The organism is Microbacterium sp. LWO14-1.2 (assembly GCF_038397715.1).
GTDB lineage: Bacteria > Actinomycetota > Actinomycetes > Actinomycetales > Microbacteriaceae > Microbacterium.
This window is the reverse complement of record NZ_CP151633.1, coordinates 1,677,961-1,698,936: the sequence shown is the minus strand read 5'-3', so window position 1 is coordinate 1,698,936 and position 20,976 is coordinate 1,677,961. Positions and strand designations below refer to the sequence as shown.

At 69.7% G+C, this 20,976-nt stretch carries 21 protein-coding genes; 13 read left to right on the top strand and 8 right to left on the bottom strand.

The genetic code is table 11. The features are described 5' to 3' along the window. Positions 1-20: 20 nt before the first annotated feature. The 3 genes from MRBLWO14_RS08200 to MRBLWO14_RS08190 form a co-directional block, all read right to left on the bottom strand. The gene (locus MRBLWO14_RS08200; protein ID WP_341935962.1) at positions 21-230 is read right to left on the bottom strand and encodes a hypothetical protein; all 210 of its coding nucleotides are present in this window, start codon (positions 228-230) and stop codon (positions 21-23) included. Next, positions 227-469 carry a hypothetical protein gene (locus MRBLWO14_RS08195; protein ID WP_341935961.1) on the bottom strand — a complete coding sequence of 81 codons (243 nt, stop codon included), beginning with the start codon at positions 467-469 and terminating at the stop codon, positions 227-229. Before MRBLWO14_RS08195 ends, MRBLWO14_RS08200 begins: the two co-directional genes overlap by 4 nt. Positions 470-614: 145 nt before the next feature. After that, positions 615-1,802 (bottom strand): histidine kinase, encoded by a 1,188-nt coding sequence (locus MRBLWO14_RS08190; RefSeq protein WP_341935960.1) that lies wholly within the window; start codon positions 1,800-1,802, stop codon positions 615-617. 234 nt (positions 1,803-2,036) lie between these two features. Here MRBLWO14_RS08190 and MRBLWO14_RS08185 point away from each other — a divergent pair, with 234 nt between their 5' ends. From MRBLWO14_RS08185 to MRBLWO14_RS08175, 3 genes are all read left to right on the top strand, one after another. Next, complete coding sequence (locus tag MRBLWO14_RS08185) at positions 2,037-2,696, top strand: response regulator transcription factor (RefSeq protein WP_341935959.1); 660 nt, start codon at positions 2,037-2,039, stop codon at positions 2,694-2,696. An 80-nt stretch (positions 2,697-2,776) separates the two neighbouring features. Next, entirely contained in the window at positions 2,777-3,652 is an 876-nt protein-coding gene (locus MRBLWO14_RS08180) for an alpha/beta hydrolase (RefSeq protein ID WP_341935958.1), read from the top strand. Beyond that, the gene (locus MRBLWO14_RS08175; protein ID WP_341935957.1) at positions 3,649-4,749 is read left to right on the top strand and encodes a M20 family metallopeptidase; all 1,101 of its coding nucleotides are present in this window, start codon (positions 3,649-3,651) and stop codon (positions 4,747-4,749) included. Before MRBLWO14_RS08180 ends, MRBLWO14_RS08175 begins: the two co-directional genes overlap by 4 nt. Positions 4,750-4,955: 206 nt before the next feature. Here MRBLWO14_RS08175 and MRBLWO14_RS08170 read toward each other — a convergent pair whose 3' ends face one another. After that, positions 4,956-5,687 (bottom strand): helix-turn-helix domain-containing protein, encoded by a 732-nt coding sequence (locus tag MRBLWO14_RS08170; protein WP_341935956.1) that lies wholly within the window; start codon positions 5,685-5,687, stop codon positions 4,956-4,958. 188 nt (positions 5,688-5,875) lie between these two features. Here MRBLWO14_RS08170 and MRBLWO14_RS08165 point away from each other — a divergent pair, with 188 nt between their 5' ends. Then, positions 5,876-7,708 (top strand): prolyl oligopeptidase family serine peptidase, encoded by a 1,833-nt coding sequence (locus MRBLWO14_RS08165; RefSeq protein ID WP_341935955.1) that lies wholly within the window; start codon positions 5,876-5,878, stop codon positions 7,706-7,708. A gap of 59 nt (positions 7,709-7,767) precedes the next feature. Here the strand turns inward: MRBLWO14_RS08165 and MRBLWO14_RS08160 are convergent, their stop codons facing one another. Further along, positions 7,768-8,304 carry a hypothetical protein gene (locus MRBLWO14_RS08160; protein WP_341935954.1) on the bottom strand — a complete coding sequence of 179 codons (537 nt, stop codon included), beginning with the start codon at positions 8,302-8,304 and terminating at the stop codon, positions 7,768-7,770. An 85-nt stretch (positions 8,305-8,389) separates the two neighbouring features. Here MRBLWO14_RS08160 and MRBLWO14_RS08155 point away from each other — a divergent pair, with 85 nt between their 5' ends. The 7 genes from MRBLWO14_RS08155 (at position 8,390) to MRBLWO14_RS08125 (ending at position 15,691) form a co-directional block, all read left to right on the top strand. Next, positions 8,390-8,677, top strand: a complete 288-nt coding sequence (locus MRBLWO14_RS08155) for a hypothetical protein (protein ID WP_341935953.1) — start codon at positions 8,390-8,392, stop codon at positions 8,675-8,677. A gap of 177 nt (positions 8,678-8,854) precedes the next feature. After that, positions 8,855-10,555: an ABC transporter substrate-binding protein gene (locus MRBLWO14_RS08150; protein WP_341935952.1), complete on the top strand. Its 1,701-nt coding sequence runs from the start codon at positions 8,855-8,857 to the stop codon at positions 10,553-10,555. Positions 10,556-10,595: 40 nt separating this feature from the next. Beyond that, entirely contained in the window at positions 10,596-11,561 is a 966-nt protein-coding gene (locus MRBLWO14_RS08145) for an ABC transporter permease (RefSeq protein WP_341935951.1), read from the top strand. Then, a complete protein-coding gene (locus tag MRBLWO14_RS08140) occupies positions 11,558-12,460 on the top strand; it encodes an ABC transporter permease (protein WP_341935950.1) in 903 nt (300 codons plus the stop codon). Before MRBLWO14_RS08145 ends, MRBLWO14_RS08140 begins: the two co-directional genes overlap by 4 nt. Next, entirely contained in the window at positions 12,457-13,482 is a 1,026-nt protein-coding gene (locus MRBLWO14_RS08135; RefSeq protein ID WP_341935949.1) for an ABC transporter ATP-binding protein, read from the top strand. The genes MRBLWO14_RS08140 and MRBLWO14_RS08135 overlap by 4 nt, the downstream gene beginning before the upstream one ends. Then, positions 13,479-14,507: an oligopeptide/dipeptide ABC transporter ATP-binding protein gene (locus MRBLWO14_RS08130; RefSeq protein WP_341935948.1), complete on the top strand. Its 1,029-nt coding sequence runs from the start codon at positions 13,479-13,481 to the stop codon at positions 14,505-14,507. Before MRBLWO14_RS08135 ends, MRBLWO14_RS08130 begins: the two co-directional genes overlap by 4 nt. Before the next feature lie 98 nt (positions 14,508-14,605). Beyond that, positions 14,606-15,691, top strand: a complete 1,086-nt coding sequence (locus MRBLWO14_RS08125) for a tartrate dehydrogenase (RefSeq protein ID WP_341935947.1) — start codon at positions 14,606-14,608, stop codon at positions 15,689-15,691. 169 nt (positions 15,692-15,860) lie between these two features. On the opposite strand, the gene MRBLWO14_RS08120 is transcribed toward MRBLWO14_RS08125, so the two are convergent. The 3 genes from MRBLWO14_RS08120 to MRBLWO14_RS08110 all read right to left on the bottom strand — a co-directional run bounded on the left by MRBLWO14_RS08120 (position 15,861) and on the right by MRBLWO14_RS08110 (position 19,310). Continuing rightward, on the bottom strand, positions 15,861-16,208 hold the full coding sequence (locus MRBLWO14_RS08120; RefSeq protein ID WP_341935946.1) for a TraR/DksA C4-type zinc finger protein: 348 nt from the start codon (positions 16,206-16,208) through the stop codon (positions 15,861-15,863). 73 nt (positions 16,209-16,281) lie between these two features. Next, positions 16,282-16,605, bottom strand: coding sequence for a cupin domain-containing protein (locus tag MRBLWO14_RS08115; RefSeq protein ID WP_341935945.1), 324 nt, complete (start codon positions 16,603-16,605; stop codon positions 16,282-16,284). Between the two features lie 140 nt (positions 16,606-16,745). Continuing rightward, positions 16,746-19,310 (bottom strand): MMPL family transporter, encoded by a 2,565-nt coding sequence (locus MRBLWO14_RS08110; protein WP_341935944.1) that lies wholly within the window; start codon positions 19,308-19,310, stop codon positions 16,746-16,748. A gap of 69 nt (positions 19,311-19,379) precedes the next feature. On the opposite strand from MRBLWO14_RS08110, the gene MRBLWO14_RS08105 reads away from it, so the two are divergent. Continuing rightward, positions 19,380-19,952, top strand: a complete 573-nt coding sequence (locus MRBLWO14_RS08105) for a TetR/AcrR family transcriptional regulator (protein WP_341935943.1) — start codon at positions 19,380-19,382, stop codon at positions 19,950-19,952. A gap of 494 nt (positions 19,953-20,446) precedes the next feature. Beyond that, positions 20,447-20,857 (top strand): large conductance mechanosensitive channel protein MscL, encoded by a 411-nt coding sequence (gene mscL / locus MRBLWO14_RS08100; RefSeq protein WP_341935942.1) that lies wholly within the window; start codon positions 20,447-20,449, stop codon positions 20,855-20,857. Positions 20,858-20,976: the final 119 nt, after the last annotated feature.

The following is a 20,976-nucleotide window of genomic DNA, read 5'->3' as shown; positions in this document are numbered from 1 at the left end:
TCGACCGGCTGATTCGTCGGTCAGCCCCCGCGGACCGCGCGACCCGCTTCGAAAGCCGCGACCATCGCGGAGCCCCAGGCCACTCCGCCGGCGAACGCGCCGGCGAGCGCGACGGGCGTGGCGAGGACCGGTGCGTCGAAGGTCGTAACCAGGATGCCGTCGGCGCCGGTGTCCGTCGAGAACGTCGCGAGCACGTCGCCGACCCGTGTCTCCAGGGCGCTCATGGTCACCACGACCCCACGGCGCGGCCGGCGAAGTACGCGCCGACGACGGTCGCGGCGCCGCCGACCGCGCCCGCGGCCAGCTTCCACGTCGCGACGGCAGCGGCGGGGGCTGCGACCGCCGCGGGCGTGCCGAGCACGGGCGGGGTGACGGTCGCATGGGTCATGTCGCCGGAGGCGACCTTGTTGATGGCGTCGCCCACTCGTCGCGAGAGCACGGCATCCCTGGAATGCATGGTCACAGTCATCTGAGTCACCTTTCGTCAGTCCACTCGGATGACCAGCATCATTCGGTGCCCGAGGCGGACTCAACCGAATCCCGGGGAATCCCGCCGAAAGTATGGAGGCCATCTGCGACTTTCGGGGGAGAGACTGCCTGGTGCGGCGGAAGGCTCACTCGGCCGGGAACACGGCCTCCACACGCCAGGTGCGACCGTGCGGGCCTGCCGTCACGGTGCCGCTCAACAGCTCGGCCCTCTCCCTCATACGCATGAGTCCGTAGCCGCTGCCTGAACGGTCGCGCGGAGCGGACGGGGCGTGCACGCCGTTCGTGATGGACAGGCGGATCTCGCCGGGAGCGCGGCGCAGGGCGACAGCGACCGGCTGCTCGTCGGCGGCGTGCTTGAGGATGTTGGTACCGGCCTCGCGGACGATCCGGGCCAGCGCCCCGCTGGTCAACCGGTCGAGGTCGCCCTCGTCGTCGACCTCGGTGTCGGTCTCGACGCGGAAGCCGGCGCCGCGGAGCTCGTCCTGCAGCAGCGACATCGCGGCGACGATCCCTCGCTGATCCCGCGGGGGCTCCGCTGAGTTCGCGGTGTCGCCCACGAGCATCACGACGCGGCGCAGGTCGCCCAGCGCCTGCCGGGCCGCGTCGATGATGGCGCGTTCGCTGTGCCGACGCTCGTCCTCGTCTTCGGCTCGTTCGAGGAGGCGGGCGTGCATCGAGATCACGACGAGGTCATGGGCGACGATGTCGTGCAGGTCGTCGGCGACGCGACGGCGCTCTTCGAGCACGACCTCGGCACGGGCCTGTTCGGCGCGGAGAAGCTGGCGTCGCACCCGGATCTCCCGCGTCACCACGGCGCGCAGCACGACGCCGACGATGCTCGCGCAGACGGCGACGATGAGGGCGGCGATGAAACTCGAGACTGGTTCCGCCAAGGGGAACGCGAGGTGCACCCAGACGGCGAATCCGACGAATCCCGCGAGGTAGAGCGCACGGATCGCCGTGCTGCACGTGCGCATGACGATCCCGGCGGCGATCGCGAGCGCGAGGATGGCCTCCTGCTGCGCCTCGACGGCGAGGGAGGAGACCGCGAGCAGGATCACGACGCCGGCGAAGACCGGCGGGCTCCACACAGCCACCGCGAAAACGAGCGTCGTGAGCCCTTGGAACAAGACATCGGCCGTGTCGGTGCCCGATACGGCGCTCACGATGAGGTGGGCGGCGAACGCGACTCCGACGACCCCGAGCAGCGCCCACCGCTCGGGACGTGTCAGCGGCGACACGGCGCGTATCGATGCTCCCAGCGCTCGCAGAGGCGGGAGGGCCGCCTCTGGGTGCTCGGCGCTCGGCTCCATCAGTCCATTATGCAAAGGCGCTGGGGCGAACCTTTCAGTTGCAGATGCCGAAGAGCTGGCACAGAGCGGTCCAGAGTCCCCCTGATGCGTTGAGCATGGCTTCTCCTCTCGTCACCTCCAGCCTGTCTCTCTTCCCCACCGACTGCCTCCCTCGCAAGGCGGAGACGCCTGCCACTTTCGTCGGAGGCGGCGGCGGTCCGTCCCTATCCTGGGGGAATGGGTCATCCTGGGAGCATGAGTCGCCTCCGAGTGGTCATCGCGGACGATGAGTCGTTGCTGCGCCGGGCGCTCACGGTGTTCGTCAGCGAGGCGGACGACATCGAGGTCGTCGGCCAGGCGGCGAACGGCGCGGAAGTCGTCGATCTCGTACGGAGGTTGGCCCCGGATGTCGTGATGATGGACGCGCAGATGCCCGTACTCAACGGCGCCTCGGCCACGCGAGCCATCACGAGCGACCATCCATCGACCGCGGTGCTCGCGCTCACGACCTTCGGCTCGCTCGACACGATCGTGCCGATGCTGCAGGCCGGAGCCGGCGGATATCTGCTCAAGGACTCGGACCCTGACGACATCATCGCTGCGATCCGCGATGTGCACCGTGGGCTCCGGGTGCTGTCGCCGGCCGTCGCGGCCATGCTCGTATCGTCCTTGTCTCCGGCGACGGATGCACGGGTGACGCGGTTGACCGAGACAGAGCGCCTGACTCCGCGCGAGAGCGCGGTGGTCGCGCTCCTGGCCCACGGTCTGTCCAACGCCGAGATCGCGCGCACGCAAAGCATCAGCGAGGCGACGGTGAAGTCGCATTTGAGCAACGTCATGGCGAAATGGGATGTGCGCGACCGCGTTCAGGTCCTGATCCGCGCGGTGCGCGCCGGGATCATCAGCTTCGACTGATCGACGCCCGGGGCTGGCGGATCTCGTCGTCATTGATATAGTCAACGCTATTGACTTGCAGTTCCGACGGTTGGACGACGATGACCACACCTCCCGCTCCCGTGTCGATCGCGGCGGAGTGCGACGGCATCCGGATCGCGGCGCAGATGCGCGGTTCCGGACCCGCCGTCCTGCTGCTGCACGGCTACCCCGAGACCAAGGCGATGTGGGATGCCGTCGCGGGCGCCCTCGCCGCGGACCACACGGTCGTCGCCGCCGACCTGCGCGGCTACGGCGACTCCGACAAGCCGCGTGACGCGTCGTACGCCAAGCGCGACATGGCGCGCGACCAGGTCGCGCTCATGCGCGGTCTCGGTCACGACCGTTTCGCCGTCATCGGCCACGACCGCGGCGGTCGTGTCGGGCACCGACTGGCGCTCGACCACCCGGAGGCCGTGACGGCGCTCGCCGTGCTCGACATCGTGCCGACGCTGCACATGTTCGAGAACGTCGACCGTGCGATGGCCACCGCGTACTTCCACTGGTTCTTCCTCGCGCGCGCAGACGGGATGCCCGAGGCGCTGATCGGCGCGGACCGCGAGACGTGGCTCCGCAGCCGCTTCACCGGTCGACGCCACGACGGCGATGCCCTGCCCGATGCGTTCGATGAGTATCTGCGCTGCTTCGACCTCGACACCGTGTACGCCTCGGGCGCGGACTACCGCGCCGCGGCATCCGTCGATCTCGACCACGACCGCGTCGACCGCTCGGCGGGGCGAGTCGTCACCGCGCCGACCCTCGCCCTCTGGGGCGCGCACAGCTACGTCGGCCGCAACTTCGACGTGCTGTCGACCTGGGAGCCTTACGCCCCCGGTATCGCGGGACGAGCGATCGACGCCGACCACTACCTCGCCGAGGAGGCGCCGGAGCCCACGGCATCCGCACTCCGCTCCTTCCTCGCGGAGGTGGGCGCATGACCGCGCGGGAGGTCGACCGGCTCGCCGAGCTGGTGACGATCGAGACGCCGACGGGGGATGCCGCGGGCTTGGCCGCCGCGCAGCAGCTCATCCGCTCGTGGATCAGCCCCGTCGTGGGCGACGACGGCGAGCTCGAGACCGTCGACGGCGTCACGCATCTGCGGTGGTCGGGTGGGGAGGATCCGAGCGTGCTGCTGATCGGCCACGTCGACACGGTCTTCCCGACCGGCACGATCGCCGAGCGCCCGTTCCAGGTCGAGGGCGACCGCGCCACCGGACCAGGTGTCTTCGACATGAAGGCGGGCATCGTCATCATGGCCGCCGCCCTCGAACGGGTCGCTCGCCCCGAACGCGTCGCGATCCTGCTCACGAGCGACGAAGAGGTCGGCTCGATCACGTCCCGTGTGCTGATCGAACGCGAGGCCGCCCGGGTGGGCACGGTGCTCGTGCTCGAGCCGAGCCTCGACGGGGCGCTCAAGATCGCTCGGCGCGGCGGCAGCATCTACCGTCTCGCCTTCACGGGACGCGCCGCGCACGCCGGACTCGAACCGGCGAAGGGGCGCAGTGCGCTCGCCGAGCTCGCCCACCACGTGCTGGCGCTGCCGCACCTCGCCGACGACGACCGTGGCACGACGGTGAGCCCGACCGTCGCGCAGGCGGGCACCGTCACCAATGTCATCCCCGAGCACGCCGAGCTGCGCATCGACGTGCGCGCGTGGACGCTCGACGAGCTCGAACGGGTCGACGGACGGATGCAGTCGCTCGGCGCTCACACGCCCGATGTGCGGGTCGACGTGCACGGCGGGATCAACCGGCCGCCCATGGAGCAGTCCGTGTCGGAGGAGCTGCTCGCGTGTGCGCGCCGTGTCGCCGAACGGCTGGGGCACGCCGAGGTCGAGGCGGTATCGGCGGGAGGAGCGTCGGACGGCAACTTCACCGCCGCGGTCGGCGCGAGGACCCTCGACGGGCTCGGCCCGCGCGGATCCGGTGCCCACGCCGACCACGAGTGGGTGTCGATCGCGTCGCTGCACGAGCGGATCGACCTGCTCGCCGGCATGATCGAGGACCTCGACGCCGCCGCACGCGCCGGTCGTTGAGCGGCGGACTCACAGGTCGTCGAGCGGCGGACTCACGGGGCGTTGAGCGAGCGGCGGACTCACGGGTCGTCGAGCGGCGGACTCACGGGTCGTTGAGCGAGCGGAGCGAGACGAAACGCGGTTCCGCCCGCGCGACGCCGCACTGCGCTCCTCACCGCGTTTCGTCTCCCGCTGCGCTCCTCGCTCAACGACCCGAAGGTCCCGAGTCAGACCCCGGGGGCGTGACGTTCGATGCTCTCCAGGAGCAGGTCGAGGGCCGTCTCCCAGGCGCGGGGGTCGCGGATGCCGGGCAGGGCCTCGCCCGCCCAGGCGATCTCCGGGTACTCCTCCGGGTCGAGGCGGCGGCGGTCCATCTGCCACGTCAGCTCATCGGCATCCTGCACCTCGGCGGGGATCGCGGTGAGTGCCGCCTGGATACTCGACGCCGAGCGGATCAGCTGTCCGAGCGCTCGCGCATACAGCGCGGCCTGTTCGCGGTCGTAGCCGCCGCGGCGCAGCGCTCCGATGGAGAACTCCATGGAGGAGAAGTCGGTGGGCCGGCGCAGCGCCATCTGTAGCGCGAACTCGGGGTAGCGCATGTAGTGGTCGTGGATGAGGTGCGCCTGGGCGCGCAGGTCGGCGAGCCAGTCGTCGGTCGCGACCATGCCGCCGCTGTAGGAGCGGGCTCGCAGCGTGTCGATGAGCGCGAGCAGCAGTTCGTCCTTGTCGCGGAAGTGCCGGTAGATCGATGTGGGGTGTGCGCCGAGCTCTTCGCCGATCGATTGGAATGTGAGACGGTCGAGGCCCTCGCGCTCGACGACGCGGTCGGCGGCGGCGACGATGATCTCGCGGCTGAGCGAGTCGCGGGCTCGGCGCGGGCGACCGGTCGCCTTGGTCGCCTTCGCGGCGGATGTCGCTGCCGGCTTCTTCGCCGGATCCGCGGCCTTCCGTGTCGCCATCGAGTACTCCGTTCGCAGATCGCGGCCGTCGGGGCCCGCGCGGATTCACGGTACCCCATGCCTGTCAGCCGTGCTGTCAGTGCCGTCGACAATGGTCGAAGTCTAGCCTCCGGTCGTTAGCCACTGTTATAGTCAACGCCATTGGCAAGCTCCCGGATGCGAAGGGAGCACGACACGAAGGAGCAAGGATGCTCGAGGTCCCTGCAGTCCCGTCCGACGAGGCGCTCGATGCGCGCTTCGCGGTGCCGTATCTGCTGACGGTGCGGCCGGTGCCCGGCCCGGACGACCTCGCCCTCCTCGTCGAGAACCACCCCCACGGCGCACGCGGCCGCATCTGGCGTGCGCCCGCTGCGCCGAGTGACCTCCTTCCGTTCCCGGTCGGCGTCGGCGCGATCCTCACGGCGGATGCCCGCTGGGTGGTCGACCTCGACGACGGCGGCGGGTCGGAGGTCGGCGGCCTCGTCGCGTTCGCGGTCGACGGCTCCGAGCGCGTCGAGCTCACACCCGGCCGTGCCCCGTACGTCCTGCGCGGCCTCGAGTCGTCGTTCGACGGCCGCTCGGTCGTCGCGACGGTGGTCGACGAGGACGGCTTCCACGTGCTCGTGATCCCCGCAGCTCCGTGGGGCGAGCCCCGGGTCGTCTACTCGAACCCCGCGGAGGCCTGGTACGGGCAGATCTCCCCTGACGGCGCGCTCGTCTCCGTCGACACGACGGCGCACAATCCCGGCATCCGGCGTCCGCTGCTCACGGTCGTCGACGGTCGTACCGGCGAGGTCGTCGCGACTCTCGACGACCTCCCCGCCGGGCCCGTGCGCGGAGTGCGCTTCGCGTCGGATGCCGGTGACGACCGTCTCCTGCTGAACACCGAGCGCAGCGGGTTCTCGCGCCCCGCGATCTGGAGCGTCCGCACGGGGGAGCGCGTCGACTTCGACCTGCCCGATCTCGCCGGTGAGGTCGTCCCGGTCGACTGGCACTCCCCGAGCGGCCGGATCCTCGCCGTGCACGTCGACGACGGCATCCACCGCCTGGTCGAGATCGATGAGGCCTCCGGCGACGCGCGTGTGGTGGCGGAGGGCGGCAGCGTCTTCGACCCCGACGTCGCCGATCTGCATCCGTTCCAATGGGCGTCGTACTTCGCACCGACCGGCGCGGTGCGTGCCGTGCGCTCGACCTGGGACGTGCCGCTGCATGTCGAGGAGATCGCCGCCGACGGCACCGCGGTGACGCTGGTCGAGCCCGCGCCGGTGCCGCCGGGGCGTCCGCTCGCGTCCGCCATGGTGCCGAGCACCGACGGCACCCGAGTGCAGCTCTGGTGGGGGAGGCCGGAGGGCGATGAGCCGCTCGGCACGGTGCTGACCATCCACGGCGGGCCGAACCTCGTGACGGTCGACAGCTACGACCCCTCGGCGCAGGCCTGGCTGGATGCCGGGTTCGCCGTCGCCTCGCTCAACTACCGCGGGTCGGTCACCTTCGGCCGCGCGTTCCGGGAGGGCTTCTGGGGCGTCGGCGGCGATCGGGAGATCGAAGACGTCGCGGCGGCGATCGGCTTCCTGCGCGAGCAGGGCCTCGCCGATCCCGCGACGACGTTCATCACGGGGGCGTCCTACGGGGGCCACATGACCCTGCTGAGCGTCGGACGGCTGCCCGATCTGTTCGCGGGCGGCCTCGCGCACGTCGCGGTGGCGGAGTGGTCGGCGGCGATCGACGCGATGAACCCTGCGGTGCGCAGCGTGTGGAGCTCGTGGGTGCCGCCGGAGATGGTCGAGCCCTTCTCGGCCATCACCTACCTCGACGACGTGACGGCCTCCGTGTGGATCAACCAGGGCGACGTCGACACCCGCACTCCGATCGTCGGCGTGCAGCGGTACGTCGACGAACTGAGCGCGCGCGGCGGCGACGTCGTACTGGACGTCTTCGAGGGCGGGCACGAGCCCACCGGCCTGGATGCCGCGGCAGTCGACCAGCGCCGGATGCACGAGCTCGCCCGCCGCACCCGTGCGGGAGAGCGCTGGGACGGCTGACCCGACGCGGCGCGCCCCGCTGGTCGCGCCTCATGGTCGCCGAGGATGTGAGGAGCGTCCTACCCGTCGATGATGTCGAACCACTGCCGGCAGAGACCCGATTCGCCCATGTTCGGCGCTTCGGCGCTCTGGAGGTTCAGAATCGAGGTGTCCCAGGCGCTGAGTCCTGGCGCATCCGCGTCAACGGCTTGTTCGAGGACCGAGAAGAGCGATGCGGCTCGGGCATCATCGCCTTCGGAGGCGGCGTCCCACGCGGCGTTCAACAGCGAGCAGCCCCACCAGTGGTATGCGACGACCGCGCCGGAGTCGGTCGCTTTCACGTTGGCCGGGTAATCGTAGGCAGGGACCGTTGTGGGAAACGAGGCGCCCGTGGGCAATGCGTACGGGAACTGCGAGAGAGCCGCGCGATACTCCTCTTCTCGGTGGGGATTGGGGGTCGGAGGGTCCTCACGGACGGGAAGTGTGCGAACCGGGACCGGAGCCGCGTTCGTCGGCACCGGTGGTACTGGCTGAGGGTCGGTGCACCCGGTGAGCATCATGCTCGCTCCCGCGAGCGCCGCGGAGCCGGCGACCAGGAGAGCACGCTTCATGACCATCGCCAGATCGTCTCACGTCCCGGGCAATGTCCGGCGCGACATCGCTGACGTCGAGAAGAATCCGCCACCGCGATAGCGTCGGGGGATGAGCCGCCGACGCAAGACCACGATCGCCTGGACTGCCGCGACCCTGCTCGTGATCGCGGGACTGGCGGCGACGGTCGTCGGTCTGATGACCCCCGTCTCGTTCGGGTGGTTCGCGTATCAGCCGCTCTCCTCGGCGACGTTCGTGGGAGACGGCAGCGGCTTCTTCGTGTCGCGCACGACAGCTATCGGGTTCGTTCTGCTGGCGCTGGGGTTCGTCGCCCTCGCCTTCCTCGCCGGGTTGCGTCTCGGTGGGCGGCGGCCTGACGCAGCCGCGCCGGACGCCTGATTCCGGGCGACTCTCCGACCCGTCGCGCCGGCGAACAGGGTGCCTGTCCGTCGCATAGTCACGAACATTGACTAAAGTGCTTGCTATCTCGCCTCGACCGCCTTAGAGTCAGACCACTACCCGCACGACAGCACGTTCGCACCGTCCCTCAGTCGCACGATCACTGGAGATCCGGCAATGTCGAAATCACGCCTCCGCACCGCTGTACCCGCTTCGCGCCGCGCTGTCATCGCGGCCCTGACCGCCGCCGCCCTCGTCGGCTCGCTCGCCGCCTGCACCTCGTCGGCGACGACGCCCGAGCCGAGCGACGTCGCCGTCGTCGACGGCGGAGAGATCGTCATCGGCGCCGAGCAGGAGCCCGACTGCACCGACTGGATCGCGACCTGCGCCGGCTCGATCTGGGGCACGTACGTGATGCAGATCCCGACCATGCCGAGCGTGTTCCAGACCCGACTCGTCGACGACGAGTGGCAGCCCACCCCGTCCGACCTCGTCACGGGCGAGCCGGAGGTCGTCGTCGGCGACGACGGCACCCAGACCATCACGTACTCGATCAACCCCGACGCCGTGTGGTCGGACGGAGAGCCGATCACCTCGGCCGACTTCGCGTACACCGCGCTGCAGATCCGCGACGGCGACGACATCTTCGACAAGACGGGCTACGACCGCATCACCGCGGTCGACTCGTCCGACCCGGCGACCGCGGTGGTGACTCTGAGCTCCGCCTACGCCGGATGGCGCACTCTCTTCAGCGTCTACGGCGTGATGCCCTCCCACCTGCTCGAGGGGCAGGACCGCGCAGCCATCATGGCCGACGGGTACGACTTCAGCGGCGGCCCGTGGAAGATCGAGAAGTGGACGCGCGGCACCTCGGTCACGCTGGTTCCGAACGAGAACTACTGGGGTGAGAAGCCGCACCTCGACAAGGTCACGTTCCTCTTCCTGCCCGACACCACCGCGGCGTTCCAGGCGCTCAAGAGCGGCCAGGTCAGCGTCCTCGCTCCGACCCCGCAGCTCGATGCGCTGAACCAGATCGAGGCGGGGCTGCCCGGCATCCGTTCGCAGGTCGATGCGCGCAGCGGCAACCTCGAGGCGATCTGGCTGAACAACGCCGTCGCGCCCTTCGACTCGGTCGCGGTGCGTCAGGCTCTCGCGTACTCGATCGACCGCGACGCGATCGTCAAGCGACTGTTCGGCAGCCTCGGCATCGACGAGGCGCAGCAGAGCTTCAACTCCCCTATGGTCGCGCCGTTCGCCGCCGACGACTTCTCGCAGTACTCGCTCGACCTCGACAAGGTCGACGAGCTCATGCAGGGTGACGGCTGGTCGAAGAACGGCGACGGCGTCTGGGCCAAGGGCGGCGAGACCGCGACCTTCTCGATCAAGACGCTCGCCGGCAACAAGCGCCGCGACCTCACGGTGCAGGTGCTGCAGTCGCAGCTGGCGGATGCGGGATTCGAGATGACCATCGACCAGGTCACCCCCGCCGACCTGTTCGGCACGATCGCGCCCGAGGGCGACTTCCAGGCCGGCATCTGGGCGCTGGTCGACACGTTCCCCGACCCCACGCTGTCGTCGACCTTCTCGTCGGTGAACATCCCCAGCGACGCGAACGGCTTCTCGGGCATCAACTTCTACCGCACCGACATCGAGGGGCTGGACGACCTGCTCGCGCAGGTCGACACCGAGGTGGATCAGGATGCCCGGGTCGCGGCGTCGCAGGAAGCCGACGCGCTCATCGCCGAGAACGTGCCATCGCTGCCGCTCGACGTCGTGCCGAACGTGCTCCTGTGGAGCGAGAAGGTCGGCGGCCCGCTGCAGATCAACCCGATCGAGGGTCCGTTCTGGAACCTCGCCGAGTGGGGCCTGGCCGGCTGAGCCGCGCTCCGGCACAGCAGGACAGGAACGAGGCGACGACGTGCTCACATTCATCACCCGACGGGTTCTCTACTCGATCCCGGTGATCGTCGTCGCCTCGTTCATCCTCTTCTGGGCCGTGCGCTCGACGTTCGATCCGCTGGCGAAGCTCCGTCTGGCGCACGACCCCTCGGTGATCGCACGCGAGATCGAGCGGCTCGGCCTCGACCGCAGCATCCCCGAGCAGTACTTCCTGTGGCTGCGATCGATGGTCGTCGGGGACTGGGGTCTCAGCACCCGCACCGGCACGCCGGTGCTGCCGCTCATCGGCGAGGCGCTGTGGCCGACGCTGCAGCTCGCGTTCTGGGGACTCCTGGTCGCCGTGCTGATCGCCGGCGCAGTGAGCGTGTACTCGGCCGTTCGGCAGTACTCGCTGGGCGACAACCTGCTGACGGGCGCCTCGTACATCGGCATCGCCATGCCCGCGTTCTGGTTCGGCCTCATCCTCATCCAGACCTTCGCGGTGTGGCCCAAGGAGCAGTTCGGCCTCAGCGAGCCGCCGCTGTTCTTCATCGGGCTGAACTCTCCGGGGCAGAGCGATCCGCTCGACTATCTCCGTCACCTCGTCCTCCCGGTGGCGGCGCTGATGATCGCGCTCGTCGCGTCGTGGAGCCGGTTCGGGCGCGCGGCCATGCTCGACGCGCTGTCCAGCGACTACGTCCGCACCGCGAGGGCGAAGGGCGTGCCGCGCCGCCAGGTCATCTGGCGGCACGCGGTGCGCAACTCCCTCGCCCCCTTCGTGACGGTCGTGGCCCTCGATGCGGCGATCCTCATCGGCGGACTCGTCGTGACCGAGCAGATCTTCGCGATCCCCGGCATGGGCCGCCTGTTCCTGCAGTCGCTCGTCGCGGGTGACGTGTACGTGCTGCTGCCCTGGATGATCGTGGTCGCCGTCGCGGTCGTCGTCTGCAACCTGATCGCCGACATCGCGTACGCGGTGCTCGACCCGAGAGTGAGGCTGTCATGAGCGGTGCAGGCATCGCCGGCCGGGAGGAGCTGCTCGCCGAGCAGGATCCGCAGAAGGCGCCGACCCGTCAGCTGCTGAAGGGGTTCCTGCGGCACCGGCTCGGTGTCGTGAGTCTCGTCGTCCTCGTCATCCTGCTCGTGGTCTGCTTCGGTGCTGCGTGGATCGCGCCGTACCCGCAGGGACAGCAGGACCTCCTGACCGGACCCACGCCGCCGTCGGGCGCGCACTGGCTCGGCACGGACGAGCTGGGGCGCGACTACCTCAGCGAGATCCTGTTCGCCGGGCAGATCTCCCTCGCGATCGGTCTCGCCGTCGCCCTCCTCGCCACCGTCGTCGGGACAGCGCTGGGTGCGATCGCCGGCTACCTCGGCGGATGGATCGGCGAGCTCATCATGCGCATCACCGACCTGTTCCTCATCGTCCCGGCGATCGCACTGCTCGCCGTCATCCTGCAGGGGCTCGGATCGTCGCCCACGACGATCGTGTTCGCCCTCACCGCGCTCGGCTGGACGTACATCGCCCGGGTCGTGCGGGCGCAGGTGCTGTCGCTGCGCGAGAAGGACTTCATCGACGCGGCGCGCGGCATCGGCGCATCCGGGTTCCGCATCGTCGTGTCGCATCTGCTGCCGAACCTCGCCGGGGTGATCGCGGTCGCGATGAGCCTCGCGGTGGCCTCGTCGATCATCGCCGAGTCGACCCTGAGCTTCCTCGGGTTCGGCGTGCAGCCGCCGCAGACGAGCTGGGGATCGATGCTCAGCCAGGCCGCGGGATACGTCGGCACGCCGCAGGTGTACCTGCTGTACTTCCCCGGCCTGTTCATCCTCGTCACCGTGCTCTGCGTCAACTTCATCGGAGACGGTCTCCGCGACGCCCTCGACCCGCAGGGGAAGAACCTATGACCAGCCCCTCTGTCGGCGGACGCGGCGAGATCCTGCTCCAGGTCGAGGACGTCGCGATCAGCTTCCCCACCGATCACGGGCTCGCTCGCGCCGTCGAAGGGGTCTCGTTCACCCTGCGCACGGGCGAGACCGTCGGCATCGTCGGCGAGTCCGGATCGGGCAAGTCGATGACCGCGATGGCGATCATGGGACTGCTGCCGAAGAAGGCCGTCGTCACCGGGTCGATCAGACTGCGTGGCCGCGAGCTCGTCGGGCTCTCCGACGACGAGCTGCGTGAGATCCGCGGCAAGGACGTCGCGATCGTGTTCCAGGATGCTCTGACCGCGCTGAACCCGGTGATGCGCGTCGGCGAGCAGTTGATCGAGGCCGTGCGCGTGCACCGCCCCGAGAGCACGGCCGCCGAGCGGAGGGCCAGGGCCGTCGAACTGCTCGACCTCGTCGGCATCCCCTCTCCCGAACTGCGCGTCGACCGCTACCCGCACGAGTTCTCCGGCGGCATGCGCCAACGCGTGATGATCGCCATGAGCATCGCGAACGAACCGGACCTCCTGATCGCCGACGAGCCGACCACCGCCCTCGACGTGACCGTGCAGGCGCAGGTGCTCGAGGTGCTGCGCGAGGTGCAGCGCCGCACCGGCACGACCGTGCTGCTCATCACGCACGACCTCGGCGTCGTCGCGGGCACCGCCGACCGTGTGCTGGTCATGTACGCGGGGGGACTCGTCGAGGCCGCCGACGTCGACCCGCTCTTCTACGAGACCGCGCATCCGTACACCGCCGGGCTGCTCGCCTCGCTGCCGCGGCTCGACAGGCGCTCGTCACGCGAGGAACGTCTGTACCAGATCGCCGGACAGCCGCCGGTGGCGACGGAATGGCCGCAGGGATGCCGCTTCGCACCGCGCTGCGCCCACGCCGTCGCGGGGCTCTGCGACGCGGTGGTGCCGCCGCCGGTCGAGGTCGGCATCGGGCACACCGCAGCGTGCCTGCGGGTCGACGAATGGCAGAAGGAGGCGGTGTCATGAGCGCGTCGCAGGTGGGGGAACGCACCGGCAGCACCGGTCTGACGGTCGACGGACTCGTCAAGGAGTACCGCGTCGGCGGAGGCCTGTTCGGCCGAGGCCGCGACGTCGTGCAGGCGGTGTCGGATGTGAGCCTGTCGATCGAGGGCGGGCAGACCTTCGGGCTCGTGGGCGAGTCGGGATGCGGCAAGTCGTCGCTCGGACGCAGCATCGCCCGCCTGCAGCCCAGCGAAGCCGGTTCGATCCGGCTCGGCGACGACGACATCACCGCCGTGTCGGGGGAGCGCCTGCGCCTGCTGCGACGGCGGGTGCAGTTCGTGTTCCAGGATCCGTACGCCTCGCTCAACCCGCGCAAGTCGGTGCGGGCGACGCTCACCGAGCCGCTCATCATCCACGGGCTGCACCGCGGCGACCGCGATCGACGCGTCGAGGAGCTGCTCGCGCAGGTCGGGCTGAACCCCGCTCACGCCGACCGCTTCCCGCACGAGTTCTCCGGCGGCCAACGGCAGCGCATCGGCATCGCCAGGGCGCTCGCCGTCGAGCCGGAGGTCATCGTGCTCGACGAGCCGGTCAGCGCGCTCGACGTCAGCGTGCAGGCCGGCGTCCTCAACCTGCTCGACGACCTGCAGCGCGACCTGGGCCTCACCTACCTGTTCATCGCCCATGACCTGTCGGTCGTGCGGCATCTCAGCGACCGCGTGGGCGTCATGTACCTCGGCAAGCTCGTCGAGGAGGCCCCGGTCGACGAGCTCTACGAGCGTCCGCTGCACCCGTACACGCAGGCGCTGCTGTCGGCGATCCCCGTTCCCGACCCGCGGGCGGAGCGGGCCCGCGAGCGCATCGTGCTCACGGGAGACGTGCCGAGCCCGGTGGCCCCGCCGAGCGGATGCCGGTTCCGCACCCGCTGCTGGAAGGCCACCGAGATCTGCGCCGAGGTCGTGCCAGAGCTCGCCGAACCCGAGCTCGTCACGCCGGGTGGCACGCACCGCGTCGCGTGCCACCACCCTGCCGAGCGCGACGTGCTCTGACCTGCCCGAGCTTTCGAATCGCCTGATGTGCGACTTTCCACCTCGGGATTCTGCACATCAAGCGATTCGAAAGCCCCCACCCTTCCGGAAGGACACCCATGACCACCACGCACCGCATCGCCGTGATCGCCGGCGACGGCATCGGCACCGAGGTGATGCCCGAGGGGCTGCGCGTTCTGCGGGCCGCGGCATCCCGCTTCGACATCGCCCTGGAGTTCGAGGAGTTCGACTTCGCGAGCGCCGGGTACTGGCAGCAGCACGGCGCGATGCTGCCCGACGACTGGTTCGAGACGCTCCGCGGATTCGACGCCATCTACTTCGGCGCCGTCGGCTGGCCCGAGGTCGTGCCCGACCACGTGAGCCTGTGGGGGAGCCTCATCCAGTTCCGCCGAGCGTTCGACCAGTACGTCAATCTGCGGCCGTGCCGGCTCATGCCCGGCGTCGTCTCTCCGCTCGCCGGTCGGGAGCCCGGCGACATCGACTTCTACGTGGTGCGCGAGAACACCGAGGGCGAGTACTCGTCGATCGGCGGCCGCATGTTCGAGGGCACCGAGCGGGAGTTCGTGTTGCAGGAGACGGTGATGACCCGCACCGGCGTCGACCGGGTGCTGCGCTACGCCTACGACCTCGCCGCACGCCGAAGCGGGCACCTCACGTCGGCGACCAAGAGCAACGGCATCTCGATCTCGATGCCGTACTGGGACGAGCGGGTCGCCGCGGTCGGCGCCGACTACCCCGACGTGACGCGGGACCAGTTCCACATCGACATCCTCACCGCGAACTTCGTGCTGCACCCCGACTGGTTCGACGTGGTCGTGGCGAGCAACCTGTTCGGCGACATCCTGTCCGACCTCGGCCCCGCCTGCACCGGCACGATCGGCATCGCACCGAGCGCGAACATCAATCCCGAGGGGGTGTTCCCGAGCCTGTTCGAGCCCGTGCACGGATCCGCGCCCGACATCGCCGGACGCGGCATCGCCAACCCGATCGGTCAGATCTGGTGCGGCGCCATGATGCTCGAACACCTCGGCCACGCGGAGGCCGGCGCCGCCGTGCTCGCCGGCATCGAGGAGGTACTCGCTCGGGGAGCGGATGCTGCGCCCTTCACCCCCGACCTCGGCGGCACCGCCACGACGGTCGACCTCGGCCGCGCGATCGCCGAGGCCGTCGCTTCCGGTCGTTGAGCGGCCGGGACCCCGTCCGCTCCGGTCGTCGAGCGGCCGGGACCTCGTCCGCTCCGGTCGTCGAGCGGCCGGGACCCGCCCCTTCCGGTCGTTGAGCGGCCGGAACCCGCCCCTTCCGGTCGTTGAGCGAGCGGAGCGAGACGAAACGCGGTCCCCTCCGCGGAACCTCTCAGCCGCCGAGCTTCTCGGCGCAGGCGACGCAGTGCGTGGCGAAGGGGCGCACCTCGAGTCGGCCGGCGGGTATGGGGCGGCCGCAGTTCGCGCAGATGCCGTACGTCCCGGCATCCAGTCGTTCGATCGCTTCGTCGACCTGCCGGAGCTCGGATGCCGCGGCCTCGGCGAGTCCGGTCAGTCTCGACCACTCTGACGACAGCGTGACGCCTTCCGGATCGTGCTCGTCGTCGTCGTTCGACCCCTCGCGGTCGTGTGTGAGCTGGTCGAGCGTGGCCCGTGTGGTCGCCACCCGAGCGAGCGCGTCGGCGCGCAGCCGGTCGAGCGCGTCACGGGCATCGGTCATCCGCACACCCTACGCCGCCCCACCGACACGGATACCGCCGCGGCATCCATCCCGCCAGAATCCGCCACCCGGTCTACTCCAGCCACTCCGTGACGAACCGATCGTTCGCGTGGATGTGCGTCGCGTTGTACGTCCCGCCGTCGAGCACCTCGAAACGGTGGGCGACGAGCGCCGGCGCGGCGATCACCTGCCCGCCTTCGACCACGACCTGCTCGTCGCCGAGCGTGAAGAGCGCCCGCCCCGAGTGCACGAGGAACGTCTCGACGTACGGATGCCGGTGCAGCCGAGGCCCCGACCCCGGCACCGCCGTGAACTCGCGGATCAGGCTCACGGGCGACCCGATCAGGTACCCCTCGATGTTCTCGTCGGGGCCGATGTCCGTGGGGTGGATCGTCATGGTGCCTCCTCGCACGCCGAGGCTACCGTGCCGTGACTCGCGCCGCGCGCACGCAGCGAAGGAGATCTCCCGCTGCGGAGGAGCGATCCGGGGGTCGGCTCCTTCGTTGCGGGAGATCTCCTTCGCAACGGCGTCGGGCGTCAGCCCCGTTCGCGCCGCGCCCGCCGAGTCCCGGGAGCCGCCTCCGCCTCGGGCTCCGCGACCGACACCGTGTCGGTGTGCACCGAGGGGTGGTCGCGCTCGAGCGCGGCGCCCTCCATGTCGACGTTGGGAAGGATGCGGTCGAGCCACCGCGGCAGCCACCATGCCGAGCGCCCGAGGAGGTGCATGAGCGCGGGCATGAGCAGCATCCGCACGACGAACGCGTCGAGCAGCACCCCGAAAGCGAGGCCGAATCCGATCGAGCGGATGATGGTCGACTCCGAGAAGATGAACCCGCCGAACACCGAGACCATGATGAGCGCGGCGGCGATGACGACCGAGCGGCCGGCGCGGAAGCCCTGCGCCACGGCATCCCGGGCCGACGCCCCGTGCACGTACGCCTCGCGCATGCCGGAGGCGAGGAACAGCTGGTAGTCCATCGCGAGCCCGAACAGGATGCCGACGAGGATCACCGGCAGGAAGCTGAGGATCGGTCCTGTGCTGTGCAGCCCGATCAGCTCGGCTCCCCAGCCGAACTGGAACACCGCGACGATGAGGCCGTAGGTCGCGAACAGCGACAGCACGAAGCCGCCGGTGGCGATGAGCGGCACGAGCAGCGATCGGAACACGACGATCATGATGAGCAGCGAGAGCCCGACGACGACCACGAGGTAGATCGGCAGCACGCCGGCCAGCGCCTCGGAGATGTCGATGTTGATCGCCGCCTGTCCTGCGACGCCGAGCGTGATGCCGTCGCTCGCGGGCAGGGCGCGGATGTCCTGCACGAGCTTCTCGGTGGAGCTGCTGTTGGGGCCTTCGGCGGGCAGCACCTGGAACGCGAGCAGGGTGTTGTCGTCGGATGCCGCGACGGGCGCGACCGCGACCACGTCGTCCTGGTCGGCGATCTTCTGCGCGACCTCGACCTGGGTGGCGAGCAGATCGTCGTCGCTGACCGCCTCGTCGAGGGTCGCCGTGACGAGCAGCGGTCCGTTCGCGCCCTCGCCGAACTGCTCGTCGACGGCCTGGAAGGCGCGGTAGCTCGTGGAGTCGGCGGGTTCGCTCGATCCGTCAGGCAGCCCGAGGCGCATCGACAGGGAGGGGATCGCGACCACGAGCAGCGCGATCACGCTGACGAGCACGGTCACGATGGCGCGCAGCGTCGACATGCGCGTGACCGGCTTGCCCGCGGCGTGCGGCTGACCGATCGTGGCGCGGGCCCTGCGACCCAGCAGGCGCATACCGGCGAGCCCGAGCAGCGCGGGGGTGAGCGTGATCGCGACGAGCACGGCGACCGCCACGCAGACGGCGCCGACGGTTCCCATGAGGCCGAGGAACGGCACACCGGTGACGTTGAGCGCGAGCAGCGCGACGATGACGGTGGAGCCCGCGAACACGACCGCCGTGCCGGAGGTGCCGGTCGCGAGGCCGATCGACTCCTGCACGGGGGAGCCGGCGAGCAGCTGCTTGCGGTGCCTGTTGACGATGAACAGCGAGTAGTCGATGCCGACGGCGAGTCCGAGCATGACGCCGAGCACGGGGGTCACGGATGCCATGTCGACGACGCCGGAGAACGCGAGGGATGCCGTGACGCCGACGCCCACGCCGATGATCGCCGTGATGATCGGGAAGGATGCCGCGAGCAGCGACCCGAGCATGACGATGAGCACGATGGCGGCGATCGCGAGGCCGACCGCCTCGCCGATGCCGAAGATCTCGGGGACGCCCTGGGCGATGTCGGTGCCGAAGTCGACCTCGACCCCGTCGATCGGGGACGACTCGAAGTGCTCGATCGTGCCCTGCTTGATCTCCTCGGAGAGTTCGAGGCGGGGGTCTTCGAACGAGACGTTCACGATGGCGGTCGAGCCGTCCTCCGACACGACGCCGATTCCGTCGGCGAGGTCGAGGAGGGTCGAGCCGAGGGCGACCTGCTTCTCGTTGGTCTCGAGCGTGGTGCGCGATTCGTCGAGCGTCTTCGCCTGGGCCTCGATCTCGGCGAGCTGGGCGTTGAGCCCGGCGAGCTGCGCATCGAGGGCGGCGAGCTGTGCGGACGGGGCGCCGGCTGCCTCGGCCTGTGCGCGGGCGGCGGTGAGCTGCTGCAGGCCGGCGTCGAGCTGGGCGCGGCCTTCGTCGAGCTGCGTCTGCCCGGCGTCGAGCTGCGCGCGACCGTCGGCGATCTGCTTCTCGCCGTCGGCGAGCTGTGCGGCCTGATTGGCCTGCTGCTGCTGGGCATCGAACGGATCGATGACGGAGGCGACCCCGTCGAGGTCCTCTGCGCTCGCCGCGAGCTCGGAGATCGCCTTCTTCTGCTCGTCGGTGAACGCGGAGCCGTCGGTCGTGCGATAGACGACCGTGCCGGTGCCTCCGGCGGTGTCGGGAAGCTTCTCGGCGAGCTGGTCGGTCACCGCGCCGGAGGCCGTGCCGGGGATGTCGAAGCTGTTGCTGAGCGTGCCGCCCAGACCGAGGAACGCGCCCACCCCGATGCCGAGGATCACGAGCCAGGAGATCACCACCGCCCAGGCGCGGCGTGCGGCGAACGAACCCAGACGGAACAGCAGTGAAGCCAACGCGATCTCCTTCAGTCGTTTAGATCATACGGTGCGTATCGTCTAGCGTTCTGTGGTTATCCTGAACACGTGGTGAACGAGCATCGGAGCGGGCCCGTGCGCAGCACGGCTGCCCGCGAGGCGATCCTCGACGCGACCGCCCGGCTGTTCCACAACAGGGGCTACGACCGGCTCACGATCGAGGGCATCGCGAAGGAAGCCGGCGTCGGCAAGCAGACGATCTACCGCTGGTGGCCGTCGCGTGGCGCGCTGATCGGCGAATGCCTCGCCGAGGGTCGGCTGATCCCGGTCGACTTCGTCGTGCCGGACACCGGTGACCTCGCGGCCGACGTCGAGACGTGGCTGCGGAGCGTGCTGTCGATCCTCGATGCCCCCGAGGGTGGCGCGCTGCTGCGGTCGCTGGTCGCGGCGGCGACGGAGGATGCCGGGGTCGGCGCCCACCTGGGCGAGAGCCTGGGGGTGGAGAAGTACCTCGCGGAGCGGCTGCGCGGCGGCATCCGCGACGGACAGCTCGCCGCCGATGCTCCGGTCGAGCAGATCGGGCGCGCGATCCTCGGGGCGATCGTCGTGGAGGCGCTCGCCCGGGAGGCGCACGACACCGCCTCGGTGGTGCAATTGACGCGCTTCCTCTTCTCGCGCTGAATTGAATTCCGGTGGTCCGGGATATTGACCGCCGGTCAGGAATTCGTGCAGGTGCATGCATCTCGGCAGTCGCCCCGCAGCGCGTGAGAACGTCTCGGCGGTCGAATTCGGGCGGTATTCCGAAATGGAGTGGGTGCGCCTGCCCCGGGGCGTCACACGCCCGCGCTGCGGCCCTCGGACGTGTCCCCATCTGAGGGCGGCCGCCGCGGAAATCCGGGCCTGGGCAGAGGTGAGGCGCGATATCCCGGGATATCGCGCCTCTTCCTTCACCCCTACGGAAGGCTGCTGACAACGATTCCCCCGAATCGTCCCCCTGATGTGTCAGCACTGGGACGATATCACCGGCTCGTTAACACAATTCAACCCATAAAGTTAACGCGAAATGCGGTTGAACAATGCGCACCGGTCGTGCATTATCGAGGGGCGTCACCGGGGCATTCGTCCCACGACACTCCTTCTTTCTCGGCTGGGGCCGACTTCTGCATTGGGGACACATGTTCAAGGGATTCCGCGACTTCATCGCGCAGGGCAACGTCATCGACCTCGCGGTCGCCGTCGTGATCGGCAGCGCGTTCACCGCGATCGTCAACGCCGTCGTGGCCAGCGTCATCACCCCGCTCGTCGGACTCTTCTTCGAGGCCGACGCGACCGGCGAGTTCGGGCCGAAACTGACGAACATCTACGGCCACGAGGTCACGTTCCCGCTCGGCGACCTCCTGTCGGCGGTCATCGCCTTCCTCGCGGTCGCGCTCGTCGTCTACTTCGTCTTCGTCCTGCCGATGAACAAGTGGAAGGAGCGCCAGGCGGCTCGTCAGCCGGCGGTCGTCGAGGTCATCGCACCGACCGAGACCGAGCTGCTCGTCGAGATCCGCGACCTGCTCCGCGAGAACTCGTCGGCGCGCTGACATCAGGACCAGGGACTCCCGTGGTCCCGCTGATCGTCGAGGTGCGGTCCCGTTACCGCATCCCGACCGTCGGCCCCGCTCCCCGTAGGGCGCGGTCGACAAGAGGCTCAGTACGGGAT